20 protein-coding genes and 1 pseudogene are annotated in these 22,992 nt (G+C 44.0%); 16 read left to right on the top strand and 5 right to left on the bottom strand.

The window, feature by feature from the left end; all coding sequences use genetic code 11:
• Positions 1-146: 146 nt before the first annotated feature.
• The 3 genes from BCV73_RS24560 (at position 147) to BCV73_RS24550 (ending at position 2,135) form a co-directional block, all read left to right on the top strand.
• Positions 147-731, top strand: coding sequence for a dihydrofolate reductase family protein (locus BCV73_RS24560; protein WP_218828188.1), 585 nt, complete (start codon positions 147-149; stop codon positions 729-731).
• Positions 732-755: 24 nt separating this feature from the next.
• On the top strand, positions 756-1,424 hold the full coding sequence (locus BCV73_RS24555; RefSeq protein ID WP_089548906.1) for a Type 1 glutamine amidotransferase-like domain-containing protein: 669 nt from the start codon (positions 756-758) through the stop codon (positions 1,422-1,424).
• 174 nt (positions 1,425-1,598) lie between these two features.
• Positions 1,599-2,135 (top strand): dihydrofolate reductase family protein, encoded by a 537-nt coding sequence (locus BCV73_RS24550; RefSeq protein ID WP_089548905.1) that lies wholly within the window; start codon positions 1,599-1,601, stop codon positions 2,133-2,135.
• Between the two features lie 285 nt (positions 2,136-2,420).
• Here BCV73_RS24550 and BCV73_RS24545 read toward each other — a convergent pair whose 3' ends face one another.
• Positions 2,421-2,888 (bottom strand): DinB family protein, encoded by a 468-nt coding sequence (locus tag BCV73_RS24545; RefSeq protein WP_089548904.1) that lies wholly within the window; start codon positions 2,886-2,888, stop codon positions 2,421-2,423.
• A 195-nt stretch (positions 2,889-3,083) separates the two neighbouring features.
• On the opposite strand from BCV73_RS24545, the pseudogene BCV73_RS24540 reads away from it, so the two are divergent.
• From BCV73_RS24540 to BCV73_RS24525, 4 genes and pseudogenes are all read left to right on the top strand, one after another.
• A pseudogene (locus tag BCV73_RS24540) lies at positions 3,084-3,982 on the top strand (LysR family transcriptional regulator).
• A 320-nt stretch (positions 3,983-4,302) separates the two neighbouring features.
• Positions 4,303-5,364, top strand: coding sequence for a WG repeat-containing protein (locus BCV73_RS24535; RefSeq protein ID WP_218828187.1), 1,062 nt, complete (start codon positions 4,303-4,305; stop codon positions 5,362-5,364).
• A 384-nt stretch (positions 5,365-5,748) separates the two neighbouring features.
• Entirely contained in the window at positions 5,749-6,288 is a 540-nt protein-coding gene (locus BCV73_RS24530) for a GNAT family N-acetyltransferase (protein WP_076176579.1), read from the top strand.
• Between the two features lie 329 nt (positions 6,289-6,617).
• Entirely contained in the window at positions 6,618-6,914 is a 297-nt protein-coding gene (locus tag BCV73_RS24525; protein ID WP_218828186.1) for a hypothetical protein, read from the top strand.
• Positions 6,915-7,041: 127 nt separating this feature from the next.
• Here the strand turns inward: BCV73_RS24525 and BCV73_RS24520 are convergent, their stop codons facing one another.
• The 3 genes from BCV73_RS24520 to BCV73_RS24510 all read right to left on the bottom strand — a co-directional run bounded on the left by BCV73_RS24520 (position 7,042) and on the right by BCV73_RS24510 (position 9,110).
• A complete protein-coding gene (locus BCV73_RS24520; RefSeq protein ID WP_076176581.1) occupies positions 7,042-7,410 on the bottom strand; it encodes a hypothetical protein in 369 nt (122 codons plus the stop codon).
• Positions 7,411-7,436: 26 nt separating this feature from the next.
• Positions 7,437-8,354 carry a pyridoxamine 5'-phosphate oxidase family protein gene (locus tag BCV73_RS24515; protein ID WP_256992977.1) on the bottom strand — a complete coding sequence of 306 codons (918 nt, stop codon included), beginning with the start codon at positions 8,352-8,354 and terminating at the stop codon, positions 7,437-7,439.
• Between the two features lie 132 nt (positions 8,355-8,486).
• Positions 8,487-9,110, bottom strand: coding sequence for a CGNR zinc finger domain-containing protein (locus BCV73_RS24510; protein WP_089548901.1), 624 nt, complete (start codon positions 9,108-9,110; stop codon positions 8,487-8,489).
• A 194-nt stretch (positions 9,111-9,304) separates the two neighbouring features.
• Between BCV73_RS24510 and BCV73_RS24505 the strand changes: the two genes are divergently transcribed.
• From BCV73_RS24505 to BCV73_RS24485, 5 genes are all read left to right on the top strand, one after another.
• Positions 9,305-10,285 (top strand): aldo/keto reductase, encoded by a 981-nt coding sequence (locus BCV73_RS24505; RefSeq protein ID WP_089548900.1) that lies wholly within the window; start codon positions 9,305-9,307, stop codon positions 10,283-10,285.
• Between the two features lie 200 nt (positions 10,286-10,485).
• Positions 10,486-11,424: a phosphotransferase family protein gene (locus BCV73_RS24500; RefSeq protein ID WP_089548899.1), complete on the top strand. Its 939-nt coding sequence runs from the start codon at positions 10,486-10,488 to the stop codon at positions 11,422-11,424.
• 234 nt (positions 11,425-11,658) lie between these two features.
• On the top strand, positions 11,659-12,084 hold the full coding sequence (locus BCV73_RS24495) for a hypothetical protein (protein ID WP_089548898.1): 426 nt from the start codon (positions 11,659-11,661) through the stop codon (positions 12,082-12,084).
• A 273-nt stretch (positions 12,085-12,357) separates the two neighbouring features.
• The gene (locus BCV73_RS24490; protein ID WP_089548897.1) at positions 12,358-13,293 is read left to right on the top strand and encodes a copper amine oxidase N-terminal domain-containing protein; all 936 of its coding nucleotides are present in this window, start codon (positions 12,358-12,360) and stop codon (positions 13,291-13,293) included.
• A gap of 282 nt (positions 13,294-13,575) precedes the next feature.
• The gene (locus tag BCV73_RS24485) at positions 13,576-15,582 is read left to right on the top strand and encodes a DUF5054 domain-containing protein (RefSeq protein ID WP_179232057.1); all 2,007 of its coding nucleotides are present in this window, start codon (positions 13,576-13,578) and stop codon (positions 15,580-15,582) included.
• A 66-nt stretch (positions 15,583-15,648) separates the two neighbouring features.
• On the opposite strand, the gene hcp is transcribed toward BCV73_RS24485, so the two are convergent.
• Positions 15,649-17,340, bottom strand: a complete 1,692-nt coding sequence (gene hcp, locus BCV73_RS24480; RefSeq protein ID WP_179232056.1) for a hydroxylamine reductase — start codon at positions 17,338-17,340, stop codon at positions 15,649-15,651.
• Between the two features lie 469 nt (positions 17,341-17,809).
• Here hcp and BCV73_RS24475 point away from each other — a divergent pair, with 469 nt between their 5' ends.
• The 4 genes from BCV73_RS24475 to BCV73_RS24465 all read left to right on the top strand — a co-directional run bounded on the left by BCV73_RS24475 (position 17,810) and on the right by BCV73_RS24465 (position 22,679).
• Entirely contained in the window at positions 17,810-18,379 is a 570-nt protein-coding gene (locus BCV73_RS24475) for an SF0329 family protein (protein ID WP_089548895.1), read from the top strand.
• Between the two features lie 193 nt (positions 18,380-18,572).
• The gene (locus BCV73_RS24470; protein WP_089548894.1) at positions 18,573-19,754 is read left to right on the top strand and encodes a DUF4317 domain-containing protein; all 1,182 of its coding nucleotides are present in this window, start codon (positions 18,573-18,575) and stop codon (positions 19,752-19,754) included.
• A gap of 577 nt (positions 19,755-20,331) precedes the next feature.
• Positions 20,332-20,454 carry a hypothetical protein gene (locus BCV73_RS35935; RefSeq protein WP_256992976.1) on the top strand — a complete coding sequence of 41 codons (123 nt, stop codon included), beginning with the start codon at positions 20,332-20,334 and terminating at the stop codon, positions 20,452-20,454.
• Positions 20,455-21,029: 575 nt separating this feature from the next.
• Positions 21,030-22,679, top strand: a complete 1,650-nt coding sequence (locus BCV73_RS24465) for a hypothetical protein (protein WP_089548893.1) — start codon at positions 21,030-21,032, stop codon at positions 22,677-22,679.
• The last annotated feature ends 313 nt before the right edge of the window (positions 22,680-22,992 follow it).

Genomic DNA, 22,992 nt, shown 5'->3' with positions numbered 1-22,992 from the left:
ATTATGCTAACGGCAGATTAGATTAGCAATCTGTAAGAAACAATCCGAACTGAAATGTCCTAAACTTAGTTTAAGAGACAACCCACCTGTGAACAAATTTAAATCTGAAAGGAATGAAAAGCGAAATGGGAAATCTAGTTGTGCACATGTTCATGACCTTGGACGGCGTAGTTCAATCTCCCGGGTCGCCCAATGAAGATCGTGAAGGCGGTTTCGGCTACGGCGGATGGCAGGAACCGTTTCGGGATCCGGTGACAGGACAACGGATCGCGGATGATTATGCGAGCCTCGACGCTATGTTGATCGGACGTAAAACGTATGAAATCTTTGCATCGTACTGGCCGCAAGCTCCAGACACCAACCCGTTCACTAAGCTGATGAACGAGAAACCGAAATATGTCGCATCCCGGACATTGACCAGCGTCGATTGGAATAATACAAAACTGCTCGACGCGGACGTGACCACAAGTGTGCCTTTGTTGAAGGAGCGTTACGAGGAGGTGCATGTCGTCGGCAGCAGCGACCTGGTCCAGACATTGTTGCGTCACGAGTTGATTGACCGAATGAACATCTGGCAGTTTCCAGTAATACTCGGAGAGGGAAAACGATTCTTCGGCGATGGAACGATACCGACGAATCTGGAATTACTTGAATCCAGAGCGTTCTCCAAAGGTACGGTTCTATTGCGCTACGCGCTTGCGGGAAAACCGTCTTTTGGCACCATGGCGTGAGATCCTACAAAAAGGAGTGGGGTTATGAAATTTCTGCTCACATCTGCAGGCATCAATAATAACAGCATACAGGACGCGCTGGTTGACATGTTGGGCAAGCCCATTGCCGAGTCTAGCGCCCTGTGCATCCCCACCGCGATGTACGGACACCCCTGGGTCGGCCCCGGTGTCAAAGCCTGGCAGTTCATCAGCGGGAATTCCGAGAATTCCATGGTCGAACTGAACTGGAAGTCCGTCGGCGTGCTGGAGCTCACAGCGCTGCCAAGCATCGCCGAAGACCGCTGGGTGCCGCTGGTCCGGGAGACGGACGTACTGCTGGTGGCGGGCGGCGACGCCCTCTACCTGTGTCACTGGATGCGGCAATCCGGGCTGGCAGACCTCCTGCCGTCGCTGCACGCAGTCTATGTGGGAATGAGTGCAGGGAGCATGGTGATGGCCCCTAATATTGGGGAAGACTTCGTTGGCTGGACTCCACCCAACGGTGGTGATGAAACGCTGGGACTGGTTGATTTTGCAATGTTTCCGCACTTGGATCACGAGATGCTGCCGGGAAACACCATGGCTGCTGCTGAGAGATGGGCCGCCGGGATGCAAGGGCCAGCATACGCGATGGATGACCAGACCGCCATCAAAGTGATTGACGGAGCAGTCGAAGTGGTCTCCGAAGGGCATTGGAAACTGTTTTCACCCTGATCCTTCATTAAATTAAATTTGTATTTGGTCAGGCCAGGACCTGTACACATCAGCAATCCATGAGAATCCGGACATGCTGTTGGATGATAAAATGCAGACATAAAGGAGACTGCATATGGAACGTGTAATCTTGATGATGAATGTGCGAGAAAACCAGGGAGGAGAGTCAGTCGCATGGCAAAGATCGTTTTCGCATTGAACCAGTCTCTGGACGGATTCGTCGACCACGACCACCCGGCATTTCAGCCCGACCCCGTGCTATTCCGTCATTTCATCGACGACGTGCTCGGTCTGGCGGGCTGCTTGTACGGGCGCCACATGTACGAGACCATGCGGTATTGGGACGGAGACCATCTTGAATGGGATGCGCCGGAACGGGAATACGCAGCGGCGTGGCAAAGCAAACCGAAGTGGGTGGTGTCGAGGACATTAAAAACCGTCGGCCCGAACGCTTCTCTGATCGAGGGCGACCTCGCAGCGGCCATACGTGGGCTGAAGGCTCAGCATGAAGGGGAGATTGAAGTTGCCGGGCCGGAGTTGGCCCACAGTCTAACGGAGCTCGGTCTCGTTGATGAGTATCGACTCTATCTCCATCCAGTCGTGCTGGGTCACGGCAAGCCGTTCTTCGCCGGTCCGCGTCCGCCGCTGCGCCTCGTGGCAAGCGATCGAATTGGCGAGAACGTGATCAGGTTGACCTACGTTCCAGTTTAGTTGTGCGGTTGGCCCAGCGGCCTAAAGGGCACGTTACTTTAATAGGGATTCTCCGGCTGTAGAGGCAGTCAGAGGATCCTTTATTCTTTAAAATTTGTTCAGTTATGCGAAATGACATAGTTATTTAAGGAATTGACGATTGACCTAAAGAGAAACGATAGTTCAATCAGTAAGGAGCATTTTGCTACGGTGAAGTGCTCCTTACATTTTTTGTTCAACAACCTATAGGTTAGCAAAAGATAGGGGGGCCAAAAGTCGGGATACCAATGACGGAAAATTCCTTGGTTAGCGCGACAGGACCTTTAACTGGCTCGATATCGTTCCAAGGTGAAAAGCTTCGTGAATTAGAGTGAAGTTTAACAGCTCGCCTGGGGTGCTGAATTTGAACGGTCCCAGGGAAAACGGATTAGAAAGCTTCTCGCCCAGCATTTCAGGCACCAGATCAGATATGCGGGACAGCTGCGCCGTTAACATTTCGATCAACTCTTCCTTCGATGGAGGATTAAACGTCCAGTCCAAGGGTTTTGTTCCTGTGTTAAACAGCACTTCATACGAATCCGGTATGGCCGATGGGGAGCCAAAAATCAAAGGAGAATATTTATCCATCCAAAAAATCATATGGCCGAGATTCCAACGGATTGTATTGTTGAAACCTGTCGCTTGAATATCGAACAATTCCTCAGGGATTGCTTTTACCTGCTGCAGCACCAATTGACGTCCGGTTTTTGCCGTGTTGATAATCATTTCAGACACGTCGATCCCCTCCTTTATAGTGAGACGCTTGATACGTTTCTAGTTTAGGTCTCATGGAATCTACCATCAATGTAGTGGGCATTACCGAAACGTTAAGTATGAGTTAACGATTGTTCATTGACAGACAAATAAGATGGCAAGACAATAATCATTGAATATTCATTCAGCCATGCAATGTGAGAGCGGGTGTTAGTCATGGAGTTAAAACAACTACAGTATTTATGGCGATTTGTGAGGAGCTTCACTTCACGAGAGCAGCCGAAAAGATGGGAGTCAGCCCACCCAACATCAGCCAGCAGATCAGGAGATTGGAAGAAGAGTTAGGGGTGCTATTATTCGATCGCGTGGGGAAAAAAATAGTACTAACTGAAGCCGGAACGATTCTTCAAAAACATGCTGCTGCCATGTTCGGGCATCTACAACAAGCGACCGACGCTATTGTTGATTTGAAGCATATGCAAGGCGGATCGTTATCCATCGGCGTTTTGCCCGGTGACGCGGAATTCATGTTTAAAGCCTTTATACTGAACTTCCATCAGACCTATCCCACCATCTCACTGTCCCTTTTGGAAACCATGAAAATAACAGAACAAGTTCTGGATCGAAGCATCGATTTCGGCGTAACCGTTGGCCCTGTTATCGATACACGTATCACGTCTATTCCCCTGTATCATGAGGAGTTCTCATTGGCGGTAAGCAAGAATGATCCTCTTGCCACGGAAAGCTTCATCCCCTTAAACAAACTGCAGACCTTGAAGATGGTCATGTTTCCGCCCGATCATCAATACCGCATGCTGATTGACCGCTTTTGCATGGACCAGGGATTTACTTTGCAGCCGCATATGGTGACGACAACGTTATCATCCCTCCTCCAGATGGTCCAGAGCGGAGTTGGCTCCTGCATTCTGCCGAAAATGCTGCTGGACAATCTTCGCCATTCAGACATCAAAGTCTTGGACCTGAGGTATCCTACGCCATCTCAGGACTTTTGTCTGATTTACCGCAACGACAGATATGTCGGATACGCCATGCGCACGTTCATCAAGACTTTGAAATCTTACATCGAGACCGCTATCAATGAATCGAAGTCCTAATGCAGCATAGGGTTTGACCTGATCGGGCCTATGATTAATTACAGCTAAGAGAACTGGGTCCGATAAGTAGGGAATTATCATATTTCACCAAATAGCAGCTCCTGTGTCCGTAAGCCTCCGGAAAGAAACAGCATTTTCTGATCAGCAATATGTGGGCGGGAGACATGTGGGATTAAGCGAATGCTTTTGTGATTTATTCCCAGTCACTCACAACAAAACTGGTACAAGCGTCGTCAATACTAAAGAATGGAAAATAGTCTCTGAGGGAGCGTGGACAACAGTTGCTTAAAAAGATGGCTGTTACTCTTATATTTACGACGATGGTATTCAGTACAACCGTGGCGGGGCAATCTCAAGCTGCTAGTGCGACCGTTATGCAGGCGCAGACAGGCGATCAACTGTATCCGATTGAAGTTAACGGAAAATACGGTTTCATCAACGGCAAAGGCAAGGAGATTATCGAGCCGTTGTACGACGGATACGGATATTCAGGAGTATCCGGAGGGAAGGTGTATGTCGAGGACCATGCGGCTAAAAAGCAATATTACTTCAGTTCGGCGGGCAGTGAGCTGTTCGAATACAAGCTGAGAGGTGCCAGCGTTCTTTTTAATGACCGTGCGCTGTATGCGACGCAGGTTAAGAACGCTGACGGAGGTACGGCGACACGGTACGGATATATAGACAGCCATGGCAAGGTGATCATACAGCCCATCTACGCCAATGCGTATAATTTCTCTGAAGGTCTGGCTCGGGTCAATGTGGGCAAAGCAGCGGGGTACATCAACACGGAGGGCGAGCTGGTCATTCCATACCGGTATAGCTCGACGTCCGATTTTTCCGAAGGTATGGCGGCCGTAATGCTTGCGTACGGCGGCAAATACGGCTATATCGACACCACCGGCAAGCTCCGCATTACACCCCGGTATGATCACGCCATGCCGTTTTCAAACGGGGCGGCAGTAGTTTACGTGAACGGAAAATACGGGTACATCGACAAAAACGGCAATTACCTGCTAACACCGCAGTTCAGCATGGCGCAGCCGTTCTCAGAAGGACTGGCTTTTGTCGAGCGTAATGGAGCCACCTTTTATATCAACAAGAAGGGCACCAAAGTCATCCAGGGCATTAGAGCCGGAGGTTTGTTCAAGGGCGGCCTGGCTCCGGCCAGCCAGGGGCAGAGGTACGGCTATATCAATACATCCGGCCGTTTTGTGATTCAGTCGAAATTTTATTGGGCTGACGATTTTAAAGGCGAATTGGCGGTGATCAGTTTGCTCGTTCCGAATTCGCGCGAAGAAATCAGAGGGTACGTGAACCGCAGCGGAGCGATCGTCTGGCCGCCGGCTTCCGAACTTCCGAACGGAGTGACAAAGCCACAGTAAGGCAGAACAACCGAGCTTCACGGTTTGTATCGGAAAAAGAGCGCATTACAGCTAACTCATCGAAACTAACTTGCCGTTGGCAACTGTTTCATTTTTCGTTAAGCTAACGGACAGTATAGTTTAGTTATAAACGTACTTTCCAAAAAAGTGTGTGATAAACTGTTTGAAGCACAAGCCTGACTATACTGCGGATGACTTTTTAAACGATGAAAAGCTCTTTTCTTTACTTTACATGAGTCCAGCAGAATTGAAACAAGAATTGGCGAGGGGACTTGAAGACGAAAACCGTTAGTGAATGTAAAGTGCCCCCCTGTCAATTTTGTGTATGTTAATAGGTAAACAAATGAGCAGCGAACAAAATTTGTATTAGGAGGAGTATCTGCCATGCGCATAGAAACTCAAAATGTTGTTATAAGAACATTGGAAAAAAAAGATGCTAAAAGATTTTATTCAATTGCCAGGGAATCGGCTGTATACCGCTATATGCCAGATTGGGCTGACGGACGCGCACATCCGAAGGATTATTATGGATTGATTGATCAGTATCAAAAGCAATCGGATAATACGGATATTTCCATTGGCCGTTCCTACGCGATTGCCTTGCCAAACACCGATGAGATGATTGGTAGCATAGGAGTGGGGCTTAAAGAGAAGCTAAATGAAATCGAACTGGGATATTTCATGTCAGAAAAGCACCAAAGGAACGGATATACCAGAGAAGCGATAAGTGCCTTGGCAGAATGGTGCTTTGAGGTATCTGATGTTAAGTATTTAATCCTGACAATTAATTGTGCCAATGTTCCCTCGAACAAATTGGCTGAAAAATGTGGATTTAAATTGCTTGAAAAACGAACGCCTATAGGGGATAACCAATTTTATATGGAAAATGATAGTTACTTTTATTACAGAAGCTACAGAAAATAAGCAATGGTCCACGGTCTCCGTGGACCATTTGCAATTGGATATTGTCTCAGGTGATCTGCAGCCATAAACGCTCGTTTTACGGATCGAATTAAAAATGCTCCAAGCTTCTGGACGAGCCTAGTCGCCAGAGGCAATTTGTAGACATAAAGCTATCGGGGAACGATAGCTCAATAAATACACAAATACGCGGGCTGCCGTATGATCGGCAGCCGCGTTGTGCTAACGGGAAGGATACTTCCAATTGCTGTATAATGAATATGCGAAATGGTTTGGTATAAGGGATCCAGTTTGCGAAGCTGGATCAAATGCTTCAGGTTGGAGGTGCTCCGGTGAATGAAAAGTCCATTGCTCAGCTTTACGTAATGACGGCAAAGATTCCGGAAGAAGGCGTAGAGAAATTTAATGAATATGAAAGTCATGTACTACCTTTACTTAATGAGCACGGCGCGAAAATGGAAAGAAGACTCCAAAGCCCTGATCGTCTCATTGAGATTCATATCATCTGGTTTCCATCTTCCCAATCGTTTGAGAATTATTGTACAGACCCTAGGCGCAACGAGCATATCTATCTTCTTGTTGAATCAGGTGCTGAGATTGAGTTAAGGGTGATGGAAGACTTGAAGTAATAAGCTATCGGGGAACGATAGCTCCATGAAGACATTTGAAGGCAGCCGCCACAAAAGCCGGCTGCCTTTTTCTTAAACTAACAGGCAGAATACTATAAATTTTACGCGTGATCCTTATCCCGCTCATTTACAGAACGATTGGGAAAAAGCCATCCTTTATATATTGTGCGAACGGAATATGTCCCCCGGTCAATTCGTTTCCGACCAAAGAGATCCCAGCTTCCTGGATTTCGTCCTCCACGTCGAAGAATCCCGAACAGGCTTGGCAGCCGCCCTTCACGATCCCCGATTTCAACACCTGCTTATACAAACCGTTAAATGGATGATCCGCCTTGCTGAGTTCGTTTGGCCACTCCGTTCCGGCTCCGTCAAAGAGAACTGCAACCTCAAAGCCCTCTTCGTGCAGCTCCTGCCCGTACAACAAACCATGAACTGCCTTACCGAGATCCTGTTGATTCGCTTGAATGATGATGACAAATTTATTGGAAACTGACATTTTGAATACCTCCAATTTCATTTTTATTAATTGCGTACAAGAGATGGATTTGCAGGGGAAAACTCGTGAAAGTCCCAGATAATCGGCGTGTCATTTTCAATATACAGAACTTCATCGATCTCAAACCGAACCAGCCGCTCTGCCCCCGGATGAAGAGAAATCTGGCACTTATCCCAAATGATATAGGAGCGCCCGGTCAGTTGAAGCGAATGTCCCGCTTGAAAGTCAATAAACAACATACCGGTGTTCGGATTGCTGTAAAGATTGCCAAGCGTATTAAACATGGAATTCCCGAAATAATCCGGAAAAAGAAGGGTACTCTCATCCAACAATTCTACGAACCCAGGATGACCTCCACGATGAGAGGCGTCCATTTTCCCTTCCAAACTTGCGCTGCCAATAAAAAAAGTATCCGCTAGGCGAATCCATTCCTGTTGCTCGGAACTTATCTTGTTGCTGTGTTGTACATGTCTTTGCGTCCGGCGGAACCCCCCACTCGGTTGGAGCGACCGCTTCTGTATGTATTTGGGGCAATTACCGTATACCTGCTCCGTTGTGACCGTCAATCGTCCGCTCTCATCGATTTCTCCCTTTCCATTTATTCTCATTCGGATTCTTCGGTTGAAATCGATCGCAAGCAATCCGATCTCCGGGTTAGAAAGCAAATTTTTGATGAGGGGATCGCTTGCAGGAGGACAGGCCATGATGGTTACCATAGTCTCCGATGCAGCGCTGATGAACCCTGGTGTACCGGTTAAAAAGGAAATCCATACCTTCCCGTTCTCACCAACAGTGGAAGCAATGATCATGGATTGTGTCTGGATAAATGCCATGGCACCCTTAAAAATAACAGACCTTATGCTTTTACTGTTCTGTTCCGCGAGAAATTCTTCACCCGCCAGCTTTTGAACGGCCAATTCCCCGGCATGATACACACCAATCACGTATTACACCTCCTTTTTTAACCAGTATAAACTTCATATGGGTATTATATATTGATTTATTTAACCTGTAAACATTAAATATGGGTATTAATAAATGACTGCAAAAAAAAAGAGTCCTAGACAATTATGAATCTAGGACTCCTTGGTATCTTTATTTTTATGCCGCTCCAAATAGGCCGTGACTTTCATGCGGTTGCCGCACGTTTTCTGGCTGCACCATCGGCGGGTGCTGTTCCTGCTATTGTCATAAAAATAAAGTACGCATGCCGGGTTCTCGCACTTCTTGATCAGACGAATATCATAATGACAGAATAGATCGACGGCAGCCTCTGCTACGGGAATGAGTAAATCGCTCGGTTTCCGAAGGGCAACCTGCTTCTCGGCAGCAAATCGGTGATCGGTTCTGATCAGTTTGGTGGTGATGACCTGCTCTTGAAGTACCTTGTTGATACATGACATGTCCTCTTCCGAGACTTCGATATTCCGCGTTCTATTCTGGACCATCGTGAGCATACTTTTTCTAAGCGCTATTGCTTCCTCAACCAGCGATTCTCCTTTCCCGTACTCCCATTTCTGTATCACAGCATTGAGTTGTTCTTTCGTGTAGAAATTCATTAGGGATAACCATTCAAGCACGTCTTCCCAGCTACACAGTAATTCTACGGGTTGTCCGCCCACCGCAATTTTCGTATTGATAAAATCCAGTGCTGGATGATTCCCGATAAATTGAAAAGCAGGGGCAATTTTCTTAGGCATCTTACCGAACTCCTTACAAACTTATTCTTTCATCATTATAGTCTTTCTGCTGTTATTCGCCTAGGACGTCGCCATGGCCCGTCGATAAGGTTGAGATCAAGTGAGGGGAAGATAAATAATGCTTGCCTTAGAGTGTACTTTAAGATGTAAGATGAATATATTCCAATTCTTGGATGGAAAGGTGTGAATGAATAATGAAGCAAAGAACGTTAGGTAACAGCGGCTTAAAGGTATCAGCGCTCGGACTCGGTTGTATGGGCATGTCCGACTTTTACAGCGGTCGTGATGAAGAAGAGGCCATTCGGACCATACATAGAGCTATAGAAGTGGGAGTTACTTTTCTGGACACGGCTGATATGTATGGCGTCGGGAAAAACGAAGAGCTAATCGGCAGAGCGGTGAAAGGGCGGCGCAGCGAAGTCATTCTGGCAACGAAATTCGGCAATGTGCGAAGTGAAGATGGTAAATTTCTGGGGATTAACGGCAGTCCGGAATATGTAAAAGCAGCTTGTGACGCCAGCCTTCGGCGCCTTGGCATTGACTATATCGACCTGTACTATCAGCACAGGGTAGACCCAAATACGCCGATCGAAGAGACGGTCGGCGCTATGGCCGAACTGGTGAGTGAGGGCAAAGTCCGCTATATCGGGTTATCAGAAGCCGCCGCTGCGACTATTCGGCGAGCGCACGCCGTACACCCGATCACGGCGCTGCAGACGGAGTATTCACTCTGGAGCCGCGATGTGGAGGATGAGATTTTGCCGGTTTGTCGCGAACTCGGTATTGGTTTTGTGCCATACAGCCCGCTCGGACGCGGATTTCTTACAGGTCAAATCCAAAAGTTTGAAGACTTGGCGGATGATGATTATCGACGGTTCTCACCCCGGTTTCAAGGTGATAATTTCATTAAAAATTTGGAACTCGTAAGACGAGTAAAAGAAATAGCCGCCGAGAAAGGTGTCATGCCGTCCCAATTAGCTTTATCTTGGCTGTTGGCACAAGGAGACGACATCGTACCCATTCCGGGAACCAAACGCAGGAAGTACCTGGAGGAAAATATCGGTGCTATCTCTGTCGAACTGACTAAAGAGGATTTGGTGCGAATTGACGAAACTGCTCCCAAAGGAGCGGCCTTCGGAACCCGATATCCGGATATGAGAAGCGTAAACTTGTAGCAGGGAATATTTGATAGGAAAGTGTTGATTGAAATAAACGAACGGTGAACGTTAGTTGAATAAAACTTGATGTTGAGCAGGCTGCAGCAGCCTGCTCATTTTATTAAGCTAACGGGCAGTATAGTTCATCAAACGATCTCCCAAATAAGTTCGTGGTAAACTATTCAAAGCAGGGTACTTGAGGGAGGATACAACTCACAATGAAAGAGTCTTTAGTTAAACAAGCAGCACGAATTGCAGGCCATTTTCTTCAGGAAGAAGTTAAAACTTCTTATCAGATCGAAGGAAAAGGCATCACAAATCAGGTATGCGTAGTTGAAACAGAGATCAATAAAGTGGTTGTCCGCATGAACGTAAAGGATGAATATCAAAGCTTTATCAAAGAGAAATGGTGTATCGAGCAAGCAGCTGAAGTAGGCGTTCCTGGACCTAAGGTCATGTCCATTGGCATTGTTGATGAGACAGCATATATGATTCAAGGCTTTATTGAGGGAGTCAACGGGGGAGACAGTACTTTACAAAAGTCTATTATTTGGAGAAGACTGGGCGAATATGCCAAGCTTATTGATTCTATTCAAGTGAAGGGATACGGGGAAAATCTGATTGATCCTGTCCAAGGAGAGTTTCAGTCACCACCTCATGCTGGATCAGACGGTACATGGCAAGGGTATGTACAGCATAATATTAATAGTTTGACTGAGCATGATCCCTTGATTGAACTTGGAGTAATCAATCAGGCGGAATCACAGAGAATAAAACAACGGTTTGAGGATATAAAGAGTGAACCGTTCCGTTTCGGATTAATCCATGGTGATATCTCCTTAAAGAATACGATTATCAATCAGGCAAACCAAGTGATCTTGCTGGATTGGAATGCAAAAGTAAGCGTGGTACCACATGCAACTGTTGCTCAATTGATGCATTACCAAATCCTGGGGCTGGATGAAAGCCCAAATGCTGAAGAATTCGAAGCGTTTATAGATGGGTACGGAATAATTGGAGAAGACCTTTCTGGCATAAGGAATTATCTGTTATTACGGGCTTTTGATAACCTTAGGTGGTCTATTGATCAAAGGCCGGACCTAGTCAAACCCTATGCTGCATTCGCGAAACAAGTAGTAGATATTACGATGGATTAGCAGATTGTGCGGAACACGATAGCTTAATGAAGACATTTTAAGGCAGCCGACCCAAAAGCGGCTGCCTTATTCCTCATCTAACGGGTAGGATAGATCAGTAAAAGGATCGAAAAGTAAAACTATTCCATAATCTACGGGTTTATATATTTCGACTGTATACTTTCAAAACGCTCTAAAGGTAGTTTGGCAACTTAGTAATTGGAGTTGGTAAATTATCGAGAAAAGAGGAGAAGTATGGCCATCTTAAAGGATGCAGCGTACCCATTTAATGGTTGTGAATTTGAGATTATATTAAAAGAAAAAGAAGAAGAAGGGATAATCAGCACTGTCTTTTTTCGTTTTGGTACTAACTTTCCAGAATTGAAAGCCGATATTTCTTGTTTACAGAAGGATCTAATTTCTGCTTTTTTGGATATGAAAAATATAGATACAATCACTCCAAAGGTATTTACAACACAAGATCCTGGCCTATCTATATATTACACTCCTGAATCACCAAGAAACGGTATAGATGATGTTCTTTATAGGCTAATATTTGTACTAGATGCAGGAGAAATAAATCAATATATAGCTACTGAAACTGGACCGGCATTATGTTTACTAGTTACAAAAAAACAGATTGATAGTTTTGTTCAAGAATATATTAATGAAATGAAATAATAATATAATAAGTCATTGACGAGTCAGGAAGCGCAAGAGCAGAGACTGAAGGGTTAAAGGCAAGGCATCCATTTATTAGGCATTATCGCCTTAGATGTACATATAAGTGCTTCGTAAGAATGAAGGATAAGTTAGAAGATATAATAACAGGGTAAAGATGAACCTGGTCGAAGATCCAAGTGGAATTGAAATTCTTCATTAAATTCCTATCAGAACTTTTTTATTCTGCCGATAATGAAGGAGCATATATTTTTTCTTCAGGAGGAATCTTCAGTGAAAAAAACAGTCATCTTGCTAACCAGTCTGGCATTAATACTTGCGTCCGCAGGCACTACCTCAGCCAAATCGGGAAACACTCCACCCGGGAAAACAAAAAACGAGGTATCGTCAAAAGCACCTGAAAAAAAGGAATCTCAAATTGAGGTGAAACAGACCCAGGAAGTCGAGTCTCCAGTAACGGTGGTCACTGACGATGGCCAAATTAAGGATTCATCAACATCGGAGACCGAGAAGTCGGACAACAACACATCAGAATCTGAGAAGAAGGGTTCCCAAGGATACAAGGGTTTGCTAAATGCTATTCAACATGTGAAAGATAAACCTGCAGGTGCCGTATTGGCAGACATATTGCTTACAACATATGCGACTGAGCTGACAGAAGAACAAAAAAAGGAACTTGAAGTCATCAAAGAACAGGATAAAGCATTGGAAACAGCAGCGAAAATGCTTGAAGAAAATGGTAGCGTGACGGACGCAGTGTATTTGCAGGAAGAAGCCATTAAAGCAAATTTTACAAATTTGGACCTGTACAAAACCATGGGAAAACTTCAAGAAAAAGCGGGTGATCAGGAAAAAGTAAAGCTATATGTGAATGGAGAAGCTTCTGCCACTGAGCCTTTTCTCAAAAAAGGCAATACGTTTGTTCCCTTTCGCACCATAGCTGAGTCTTTGAATGCGGAAGTAGCATGGAATCCTGAAGAACGCTCCATTATGGTTATGAAGGATGGGGTGAGCATCAAACTGGTGGTTGACAGTAAGACTGCAACAGTCAATGGCACCAACGTCTCTTTGGATGCGCCAGCCACTATTACAAAAGGCAGTACTTATGTGCCAGTGCGTTTTATAAGTGAGGCATTGAGTGCAACCGTCCAATGGGAAGAAGAAAGTAAAACCGTTGTGGTTTATGATGAACCAAAGGATGAACGTTAAGTGAACCGCCTCGTCTCCAAGATGGCCCCGTATTTTGATAAGATTAACGGAACTGCCAAGCCATAAGAAAAGAAGCAAGGGACCATTCGAAATGAAAGGGGCCCTTTTTTTACTCTGTTCCTTTATTCATCATCATGTCCACACCATACAAAATGTTGTCTCGTTCGTTCAAAGAATGATGTCGTTTGGGCGTTTATCATATCAGATAACACGATCAAAATTCATATTCTCGTTAGTAGATATTCACGACGTATGATGACTAAGAAAGGCGTGAGGATAGCAATGAAAAAAATCTATGTGGTCAACAAAACTCATTTGGACATTGGTTTTACCGATTTAGCAGAAAATGTCCTGCACAAGTATTGCCATGAATACATTCAAAACGCAATCACTTTAGCGGAAGACTTAAGAAAAGAGGGCAAAGACTTTGTTTGGACAACAGGCAGCTTTATTATTGAATATTACTTCAAAAACATGGATGAAGAAGCTTGTCAAAAGCTGGACGACGCCATCAAGAAAGGTTACATACGCTGGCACGCCATCCCGTGTACGTTTCACTCTGAAGCGATGACACCTCAAACTTTACATTACATCATTTCAATCTCAAAGAAGTTAGATGCTCGTTATGGATACACAACAACAAGCTCAAAAATGACGGACGTCCCAGGACATACGATCGGGATTGTGGATGAGTTATATCGTCAAGGAGTTAAATTCCTGCACATTGGTGTAAATGGCTCGAGCTCCATTCCAGAAGTTCCAGATACATTTTTATGGAAGCATGGCGAAAGTGAGATCATTGTCTCTTATTCAGACGACTATGGCGGCGTCATCGGAGTGGATTGCATGGATAACAAGCTGGCGTTTATGCATACTCATGATAATAGTGGTCCAGGAACAAAAGAGAAAATTAACGCATACTTGTCAAAAATGGCGAATGCGTATCCGGACTATGAGCTTGAAATGACTTCCATGGATCAGTTTGCCAATGAACTTTGGGAAGTACGTGACCAACTGCCAGTGATTACAGAGGAGATTGGGGACACCTGGATTCACGGAACGATGTCTGATCCGAAAATCATTCGGGATTACCGGATTTTAACGAATTACATGTCTGATCACCAAATCGAAAATGATGAAGCGAATTTCTATGCGATGTTAGTTCCAGAGCATACTTGGGGAATGGATATCAAACGCTATTTCAGTGACTATACGAATTATGAAAAGAAAGACTTCCAGCGAGCGCGCAGTTTAGACCAAATTACCGATGCTGATTTAACCTACGCTTATGGCATTGTTAAAGATGCAACGGTTGGCGAAATGAAATTCACTTATAATGAGTGGAGTGATCGTTCGTACAAATTTTATGAGTCTTCATGGAAAGAACAACGCAAGAACATTGATCGTGCAATCGCTTGTTTGGAGCCTGAAGATCAACATAACATTAAAAAACGGATCGAAGTTCCATATCATATTTTTGAAAACCAAGGGACTGAATGTGGTTTGGAAGAATTGATTTCGATAAACGGGTATCAATTGATGTTTGCTAGCGATGGTTCTATCAACCACTTAGAAAAGGATGGAATCCTCTACTTTGATCAGGACAACAAACTCGGGGTTCTGAGCTATACCATTGCCGGGCAAAATGACTATGATAACCTGCGTTACAACTATTTGCGTGAGCTGCAGCATAATTGGTGGGCCATTGACTTTTTAAAGCCAGGAATGGAGATTCAAAAACGCATTCAATGGAATGAACATTTCACACCACATGTTGTTAACTTAGTTAAGGAAAATGATTCGATAATTGCCACTTTAAAATATAGCCAAAGAGCTGTGGAGGAGTATGGTGCTCCAAGAGTGGTGAAGGTTAAATATCAATTTGGAGATAAAGTTGAAATTGCACTTTTATTACAGGATAAAGATGCCATTCGTTATCCGGAAATTTATTCTTTTGACATGACACCACGTCTGAATTCGCCGTACTTAACGAAGATTCGTAAAATGGATACCGTGATTTCACCTTTTGCTGTGGTAGGTCACGGAAATAAGCTGCAGCACATGATTGAAGAGTTAATTTACGATGGCAGCGATAAAAAAATCAATATTAAACCTATTGATGCCCCTCTTTTGGGAATCGGAACACATAACAATCTAAGCTATAACAACAAATACCATCCAGACAACCATAAATTTACGTTTACACTATTGAACACCACATGGGGAACGAATTTCACGATGTGGTATGAAGAAGATATTTTTGCTCGGTTTGAGTTAGTGCTGGGATAGAAAGTCCAAAAGAAAAGAAGACAACAGGATCCTCCTGCGTGTCTTCTTTTTGGTTTAGTTGCAGAATCAGGCACCCAGGAACATGTGCATGTCATCTTCCACATTGGTAATGCCGCCGATCCCGAAGTTGTCCACGAGGACCTTGGCGACGTTAGGCGACAGGAATGCAGGAAGCGTAGGGCCCAGGTGGATATTTTTGACGCCAAGATACAGCAGGGCAAGCAGCACGATCACCGCTTTTTGCTCGTACCAGGCAATGTTGTAGGAAATCGGCAGTTCGTTGATATCCTCAAGGCCGAATACTTCCTTCAGCTTCAAGGCAATGACGACTAGGGAATAGGAATCGTTACATTGCCCGGCATCCAGAACCCGCGGAATGCCGCCGATTTCGCCTAAGTCCAGCTTATTGTATTTGTATTTGGCACAGCCTGCCGTCAAGATGACCGTGTCCTGTGGAAGTGCAGCCGCAAAATCGGTGTAATAATTCCGGGATTTCATCCGTCCATCGCAGCCGGCCATGACGAAGAACCGGCGGATCGCGCCGGATTTCACGGCATCGACGACTTGATCGGCCACGTTCATCACAGCGGCATGGGCGAAGCCGCCGATGATCTCGCCAGTTTCAAGCTCCGTTGGGGGCGGGCACTCTTTTGCCTGCTCGATCAGTGCGGAGAAGTCCTTGGCAACGCCGTTCGTCCCTTCCGGGATATGGCGGACGCCCGGAAAGCCGGTGTTGCCCGTCGTATAAATACGGTCCTTATAACTGTCCTTCGGCGGAATGATACAGTTGGTGGTCATCAGGATCGGTCCGTTAAAAGAGGCAAATTCGCTGTTCTGCTTCCACCAGGCATTTCCGTAATTGCCTACAAAGTGCTCATATTTCTTGAAAGCCGGATAATAGTGGGCAGGCAGCATTTCACTGTGCGTGTACACGTCCACGCCGGTTCCTTCCGTCTGCTTCAGCAGCTCTTCCAAATCCTTCAGGTCGTGGCCGCTGATGAGAATGCCGGGCCGGTTTCGAACCCCGATATTCACCTTCGTAATCTCCGGATTTCCGTACACGGATGTGTTTGCTTCGTCCAGCATCGCCATGGCGTTTACGCCGTATTTGCCGGTTTCCATCGCCAAAGCGACCAGATCCTGCACTTCAAGGCTGTCGTCCAGCGTAGCCGCAAGCGCACGGCGCATAAACCGGTTCAATTCGATGTCATCTCGCTCCAGATGAAGCGCGTGATACGTATAAGCAGCCATTCCCTTCAAGCCGTACGTAATCAATTCGCGCAGCGAGCGGATGTCTTCGTTGCGGGTGGAGAGGACACCAACCGTACGCGCTTTTTCATCCATTGCGGTTTCATGATCATCCGCTTCCCAGACGGCAGCATCCGGGAGATGAGCCGTTCCTTCCGGATATTGTTCGTTATAATAGGCACGCACCTCGCCGCGGAGCGCAATCGCTTCCCGGATTCTCCCCACAAAAACCTCGCGGTCAAAGTTGGCGTTCGTAATGGTGGCAAACAAGGAGTCCATGATAAACAGCGATACGCGCTGTTCCAGCGCTTCCGGCAGCCGGACATCCAGACTGAGATAAGAGATCCCTTTCAGTAGATAAATCAGCAAATCTTGCAGGTTCGCTACGTCATGCGGTTTGCCGCATACGCCGACAAGGGTGCAGCCGGTTCCTTTGGATGCTTCCTGGCATTGAAAGCAGAACATGGACGGCTGATGATTCAAGGACGGTTCTGTCGCGTTGTTATTCATGATTCTCCCCCGTTTCGTGAGTGATTGGTCGCCTAAGGTCAACATACTTCCACGTTGTCATTGGACTGTCAGAAACAGTATACTCCGCTGCGATCACCGGAAAAGTGATAAAAATCACTAGGAGACAAACGAACATGACATACGATCCGGGGGCGAAGAACAAACGGGTACTGCTCGGCGACTGGCCGAAATATACGGGCAATCAAGACCCTGCTTAAGGAAGAAAATAAAGAAATGCTCGGCAAATTTGAAAAAGAGGTGGAGCGGCTTTGGTTGATTTTGAAGCGAGGGGCCTTGATGTTTGTTACGGTTCGTACTGAAAAAGTGTGACACCGAAACGAAGGAGAATAAAAGTGCAGGCTTTGTGGGTTGTTTTTTGGCATGGGGTTATTCATACTGAACAGAGGCACAATGAAACGAGAGTTATTTTTAAATAGAAGAAAGCTTAGTTGAGAATATAGGAGGAACCATGTCCTGGAGTAAATTGAAGCAGCAGCTGGAGAGTTTTCTCAGTCCTGCGTTAGTTGGAAGGGTTGAATACCGTGCAACGGGTTATCGTTATTTACCGGATAAAGCAGGGCTTTGTTATATTTCTGTAGATAAAAAGGACGTCCTCCGAATGAATGATAAAGCGAGTCCAATAAGGTGGTACCAGACGGAGCTGGAAATTAAGAATGACCCCGATATCCAAATTCCGATCAGCGATGAAGAAATGGAAGCGGTCAGAAAGGATACCCAGGGAAACGTTCCGGAGGATCGTCTAAAAGTCATTGCCAGAAACCGAAAAATAACAGGATATGCCAAGGAGCTTATGTCAGCACAGGCTTCATTAAGCAAATCCAATTTTGTCGCTGTAGCTAATCAATTTTTATCTACTTCTATAGAAGAAAACATCGAGAGCAAAGATATCCTATTGAATATTCTAGCTTTGGTGGACAGACGCGTTGGGAAAAAGCGGATTTTGAACATGTCCGAGAAAATGAAGTTAAAGCATCCTGTTGTGCAGTATTTTTATGAGCTGCGGCGCAGCACGTGTTGAGAATCCATAACTTTCGTATTTGACGAGAACCCCGTCTATATCGATTGAACTAGAGTTTGGCATCGAACTTCTTGTTATTAGCGCCGGATCGCGGCCTATAACATGGCTTTAGTTCATTCTATATAGCGAAGGGTTTTTGTTTCGTTTATACTGATATAGCCAATTTTACTTTCTAGGAGTTGTCTGACGAACTATGAACAAGAAAGAAATCGCGCACATCCGCAAGCAGTTTAAGATGGATAATGAATTAATGAAGATTTTCGATATTCTGAACGTGTACATTATGAAAGAAACGAACGAAGTTTATCATTGGGAGCGAAATCCTTTTGAGTTAGTGGACCGGGAGAAGCAGGAGCTGTACATGGGCAATTTTAAAAAGCTGCTGACCGGTGAATTGGATCATAAACTGTTCGAGCTCAAGTTTCAGGAGGAAGCGGAGGACCCTTCGAAGGTGCTGCTTCACCAAGCGATCCAGACGGGAGATCCGGAGGAGTGGCAGGATCTGATGATGCTGCTCGTGAACAAAATGTTGGCGGACACGACGTATGAACGGGATACGGTCATCACGTTCGTACGCGGACAATACTACCGGCCGACCAAGGCGAGGAATGATGAAGCGGAGGAGACCGGGAACGACGAAGTGTTCGGGCATCCGTTCATCCTATGCAGCGTGAACTCTACGGAGAAGCAGCGGAAGGCGCTCTTGTTCGACTATGTGGAGAGAGAGTTTAAGTACAATGTCATTGTCGATCCCATTATCAAGCTCAGCACACCGGAGCAAGGGTTCTTCTATCCCAGCGTAACGGACAATTATTCCGACGTGAACCGGGTTCTCTATGCTACGGGGAAATCGAATGATCCGAATGAGCGTTTCATCTCTGATGTGTTGAATGCGGAACGGTCTGTGACCGCCATGGAAGAGAGAGAGATCTTTGAAGACATCGTGAAGGAAGTGGCAGGTGAACAGCTGGATTCAGCCACGATCGCACATGTGTACGAGGAGATCCATCAGGTGATTGAATCCCACCAGGATGAGGAAGAACCGGCGAAGCTGGATTATACCGACGTGGAACGCGTACTGACGGCAAGCGGCGTGGATAACGTGACGAAGGAAGCCGTGGAACGGGCATTCGAGACCATCGTTGACGATAAGAACTACGAACTGAAGGCGAACAGCGTGATCCCGAAATTCACGTCCAAATCGATCAAGATCGATACCAAGGTAGCCACGATTACCATCAGTCCACAGGATTTAAGGTACATTAAACAGGTGAGCTTTCAAGGCAAACGCTGCATTATGATTGAAGTTGACGAAGATGCTGTTATTGAGGGTTTTACGCTTACGACTGAGACGTTGTTGGAGAAGGCGGATTGAAGCAATAAGACACTAGTGGCTAAGGGGATGCTCTTCTTACGGGGATAGGTTTTATGGTTTCACCTGTCTAGCGTAAGGGGAGTATTTGTATACTTTTTATTAAGTCTGTTAATTAGTTGGTCTTTAGCTCTTAGTGTTTGTAGTGGATCTTCAAATGATAGTAATGCGTCTGCCACCAAACAAACGACATGCAGATTATGTCTTCGACATTCGATGAAAAATCAACAGGCATATTTGAGCAAGAGTTTGCAGATGAATTTATGAGGCAAAATCCAGACATTAAGATCGTAATGGGTCTGTCACAAAATTGATGCATTCACGAAGATTACGACTTTTGCTACAGGAATCAACTTCTGGATATCTTCGTAAATACTTCAGATTTCTACGCAACAGCAGAGGATATAGGGATCACAGTAAATCTAACCGTACTTTTGGGAAAGAGTATATAGGGATTATATCCTAATGTCTTAGTTGAGGCGATGATCAAATTTCAGGTGGGGATGACATCCGCGGACGCCCCTAACTGCGATCCAAGCTACTACGATTTTGGAGAGGAAGCTGAACCCGGTCGTATGATGTGAGCTGCAACCCTTCTAGGCTGGCGCGGGACTTGTGGGTACGAGGACGCGTACCGGAGGTGGAAGTGATGCCGATGGATATGTTCTCGCATATGTACATGTGGATGTACAGTGTTACTTAAAGGGAAAGGGACTTTTGATTAAGCTCCCCCCATAATAAATCGCCCATCCCCTGAGGGCGGTTGCCCTATGACCGATATGAATGAAGAAGCTAGATAAGGCAATAAAGCTACCCGAGAGCGGAGAATTTACTGTATTGAAGAAATAACGGGAGAAAGTAATGGTCACTATACCGCGAGTTAAACAGACGGATATAAGAAAGTAAACAATTAAACTGCTGGGTTAAGTAAGTTCCCGTTGAGTCGGCCAGAGAGACATTTAGGGGTAGAAAAAAACTAAAAGCAGGAAGCAAGATATCACTTCAATATTTCCTTTTGTTTAATACTCAGTCTGGGGATATAATTGATCATAGTGAGTCATTAGAGTTTAGAGATGGAAATGCTCTAATTCCAGACTAACTTTTATAAAGTTTATGAATACCTAATATCCCAATGTTATATCTTCGGGAAACGTTGGTTATGTTACATATTATTATTTTAATTCGATTCCCCAATACCGTTATTATCAACGTTTTATTAAAAAAATCCTTAGTCCTTTTTATTTAAAAAAGATAAAATTTATATAAGGGCTGTGTTACATGAATAAATATAATAAATTTCTTACTGATTTATTTAAGGAGCATTCTAATGTATTAGTTGCTCATGATTTGATTGAAAAATTAGTAACTCAGTTTGAAGTTACTAATAACTATGCACGTCAACTAATTAGTCGAGCAGTTAAAGAAAAAATCATTAAGTCTAGCGAGCCATTTAGCTTTGAAAAAAGACAGTATTTTTACATGAATCAAAATAGAAGTATTGATGTAAGAGCATTGCTTGATATCAGCCAGAAGTATCGCAAGCCATTGTACAGATTGCTTACACTTCTTTATCGTACAGGTGGTATTTGTTCTTATTATGAAGCTGTCAAAATTACAGCAACACCGATGACAAATAAAGAAAAGTATCGCGCTATTTCTTTAGAAGATGATATAAAACGATTAAATGATAACAAGATCATTAAAAAGATTGAAGATAAGGAAACTGGAATTCCTTTTTTAGTATTATTACAAGATCAAATGGATGTTGAAGATTCATTCGTTATAAGACAAAAAATAAAAGCTCATATTGCTAACATGAAGCGGGATGTCATGTTTATAAACGATATTATTAGATGGCTTGTTAATCATGGATTTATAACCGATAAAGTATTTTATCGGAGAAAAGATAATCCCAATTTGGGAGCTATTAGAAATGATTTTCCTTTTGATGCTACAACCATTTCTAAAACCACGGGTTTTACCATAAATACAGGTAAAATAGATGAAGATTATACAATTGTCGTTATGGAAGTTCTGATTTATCGTACCTACGAAAAAATAGATTTAGAAGCATTTTATGAACGTATTCAGTCAATCAGACATAGTACAAAACAAGAAGGCGCTCGTAAAGTAATGCCAATTATTTTTTATCTAGATGTAGATGATAACGTAAAAAGGGAAATGAATAATTTGCATATTCTAAACTTTTCACTTAAGTCAATAATGGGAAGTAATATTGTTCAGGTTATTGAAAAGTACAGAGATGTGAAAAAAATAATTGATGAAGCATTCATGATAGATGAAGAATCTAGTAGTTCAGTTATTGAAAAGATCGGAGAATCCCTAACAGTTATTGAGGAGTCAGGACAAACGGAGAACTTGCAAAATCTTAAGGGAGATTTATTTGAGACATTAATGTATACTGTTTTATCAAATTTATTTAAAGGAGCACACTTAGAACATTCGAAAATCATTAAAAGTTTTAATGATACTAATAAATCGTATGAGTTCGATGTCATCGTTCACGATAACAATGAGGATGAAATTATTATTATTGAATTAAAGGGATTAAAAAACTCCACTATTATTAATTTAGGAGATACAAATACACCAAATTCTATACGTTGGTTTTTTGGTAAGACATATCCAATTGCCAAAGCGTATTACGAAAAAAACTCCGAGTATGATAAGGCAAAAATAAAAGGTTGTTATATTACAAGCGCTAACTTTTCACAAGAAAGTTTACAAAAGTTAGATGAATTAAACAAGAGCAATAAAATTAAACCTTCATTTTTAGATTGTTACTACGATAGAAAAAAATTACTTGATTTATTGAAAAATCATATTAATTTGAAATCATTAAGAAACAAAACAGGGTTTCTAGAGATTTTGGAAAAATATTATTTAGTAGATCAAATTAAAATTTGATATCGTGGTAATATTTTAATTAAACACTATTCAATGGGCATTTTTGTTGTCACTGTATACTCTTCACATGTAGAGTGTTACTCACTGTTGGTCAAGAAAGTGTAACCCGCAAATTCGTGGCATTACAAATAAACTCATGCTAAAAATCGAATAATAGAATCGGGGGCGCAGTTCGTTTGTGAGAAGTTCATTATATGCTTGTAAAGATTAGAAGGGTTAGAGCTGCTATGTAGAAATTAAAGAATACTCAGGGATTTATAAAAAATTGTGTGTGTGCTATGTAGAAAGGCTGATATATTATCTAAGAATTAAT

This window comes from Paenibacillus sp. SSG-1 (assembly GCF_002224835.1).
GTDB lineage: Bacteria > Bacillota > Bacilli > Paenibacillales > Paenibacillaceae > Paenibacillus_AQ > Paenibacillus_AQ favisporus.
The sequence above is the reverse complement of the archived record's forward strand: the minus strand, read 5'-3'. Positions and strand labels throughout refer to the sequence as shown.

Excerpts from the sequence above, each read along its gene's own strand:
- BCV73_RS24560 (WP_218828188.1), top strand. The coding sequence starts at position 147 with ATGTTCATGACCTTGGACGGCGTAGTTCAATCTCCCGGGTCGCCCAAT.
- BCV73_RS24555 (WP_089548906.1), top strand. The coding sequence starts at position 756 with ATGAAATTTCTGCTCACATCTGCAGGCATCAATAATAACAGCATACAG.
- BCV73_RS24550 (WP_089548905.1), top strand. The coding sequence starts at position 1,599 with ATGGCAAAGATCGTTTTCGCATTGAACCAGTCTCTGGACGGATTCGTC.
- BCV73_RS24535 (WP_218828187.1), top strand. The coding sequence starts at position 4,303 with ATGGTATTCAGTACAACCGTGGCGGGGCAATCTCAAGCTGCTAGTGCG.
- BCV73_RS24530 (WP_076176579.1), top strand. The coding sequence starts at position 5,749 with ATGCGCATAGAAACTCAAAATGTTGTTATAAGAACATTGGAAAAAAAA.
- BCV73_RS24520 (WP_076176581.1), bottom strand. The coding sequence starts at position 7,410 with ATGTCAGTTTCCAATAAATTTGTCATCATCATTCAAGCGAATCAACAG.
- BCV73_RS24510 (WP_089548901.1), bottom strand. The coding sequence starts at position 9,110 with ATGCCTAAGAAAATTGCCCCTGCTTTTCAATTTATCGGGAATCATCCA.
- BCV73_RS24505 (WP_089548900.1), top strand. The coding sequence starts at position 9,305 with ATGAAGCAAAGAACGTTAGGTAACAGCGGCTTAAAGGTATCAGCGCTC.
- BCV73_RS24500 (WP_089548899.1), top strand. The coding sequence starts at position 10,486 with ATGAAAGAGTCTTTAGTTAAACAAGCAGCACGAATTGCAGGCCATTTT.
- BCV73_RS24495 (WP_089548898.1), top strand. The coding sequence starts at position 11,659 with ATGGCCATCTTAAAGGATGCAGCGTACCCATTTAATGGTTGTGAATTT.
- BCV73_RS24485 (WP_179232057.1), top strand. The coding sequence starts at position 13,576 with ATGAAAAAAATCTATGTGGTCAACAAAACTCATTTGGACATTGGTTTT.
- hcp (WP_179232056.1), bottom strand. The coding sequence starts at position 17,340 with ATGAATAACAACGCGACAGAACCGTCCTTGAATCATCAGCCGTCCATG.
- BCV73_RS24475 (WP_089548895.1), top strand. The coding sequence starts at position 17,810 with ATGTCCTGGAGTAAATTGAAGCAGCAGCTGGAGAGTTTTCTCAGTCCT.
- BCV73_RS24470 (WP_089548894.1), top strand. The coding sequence starts at position 18,573 with ATGAACAAGAAAGAAATCGCGCACATCCGCAAGCAGTTTAAGATGGAT.
- BCV73_RS24465 (WP_089548893.1), top strand. The coding sequence starts at position 21,030 with ATGAATAAATATAATAAATTTCTTACTGATTTATTTAAGGAGCATTCT.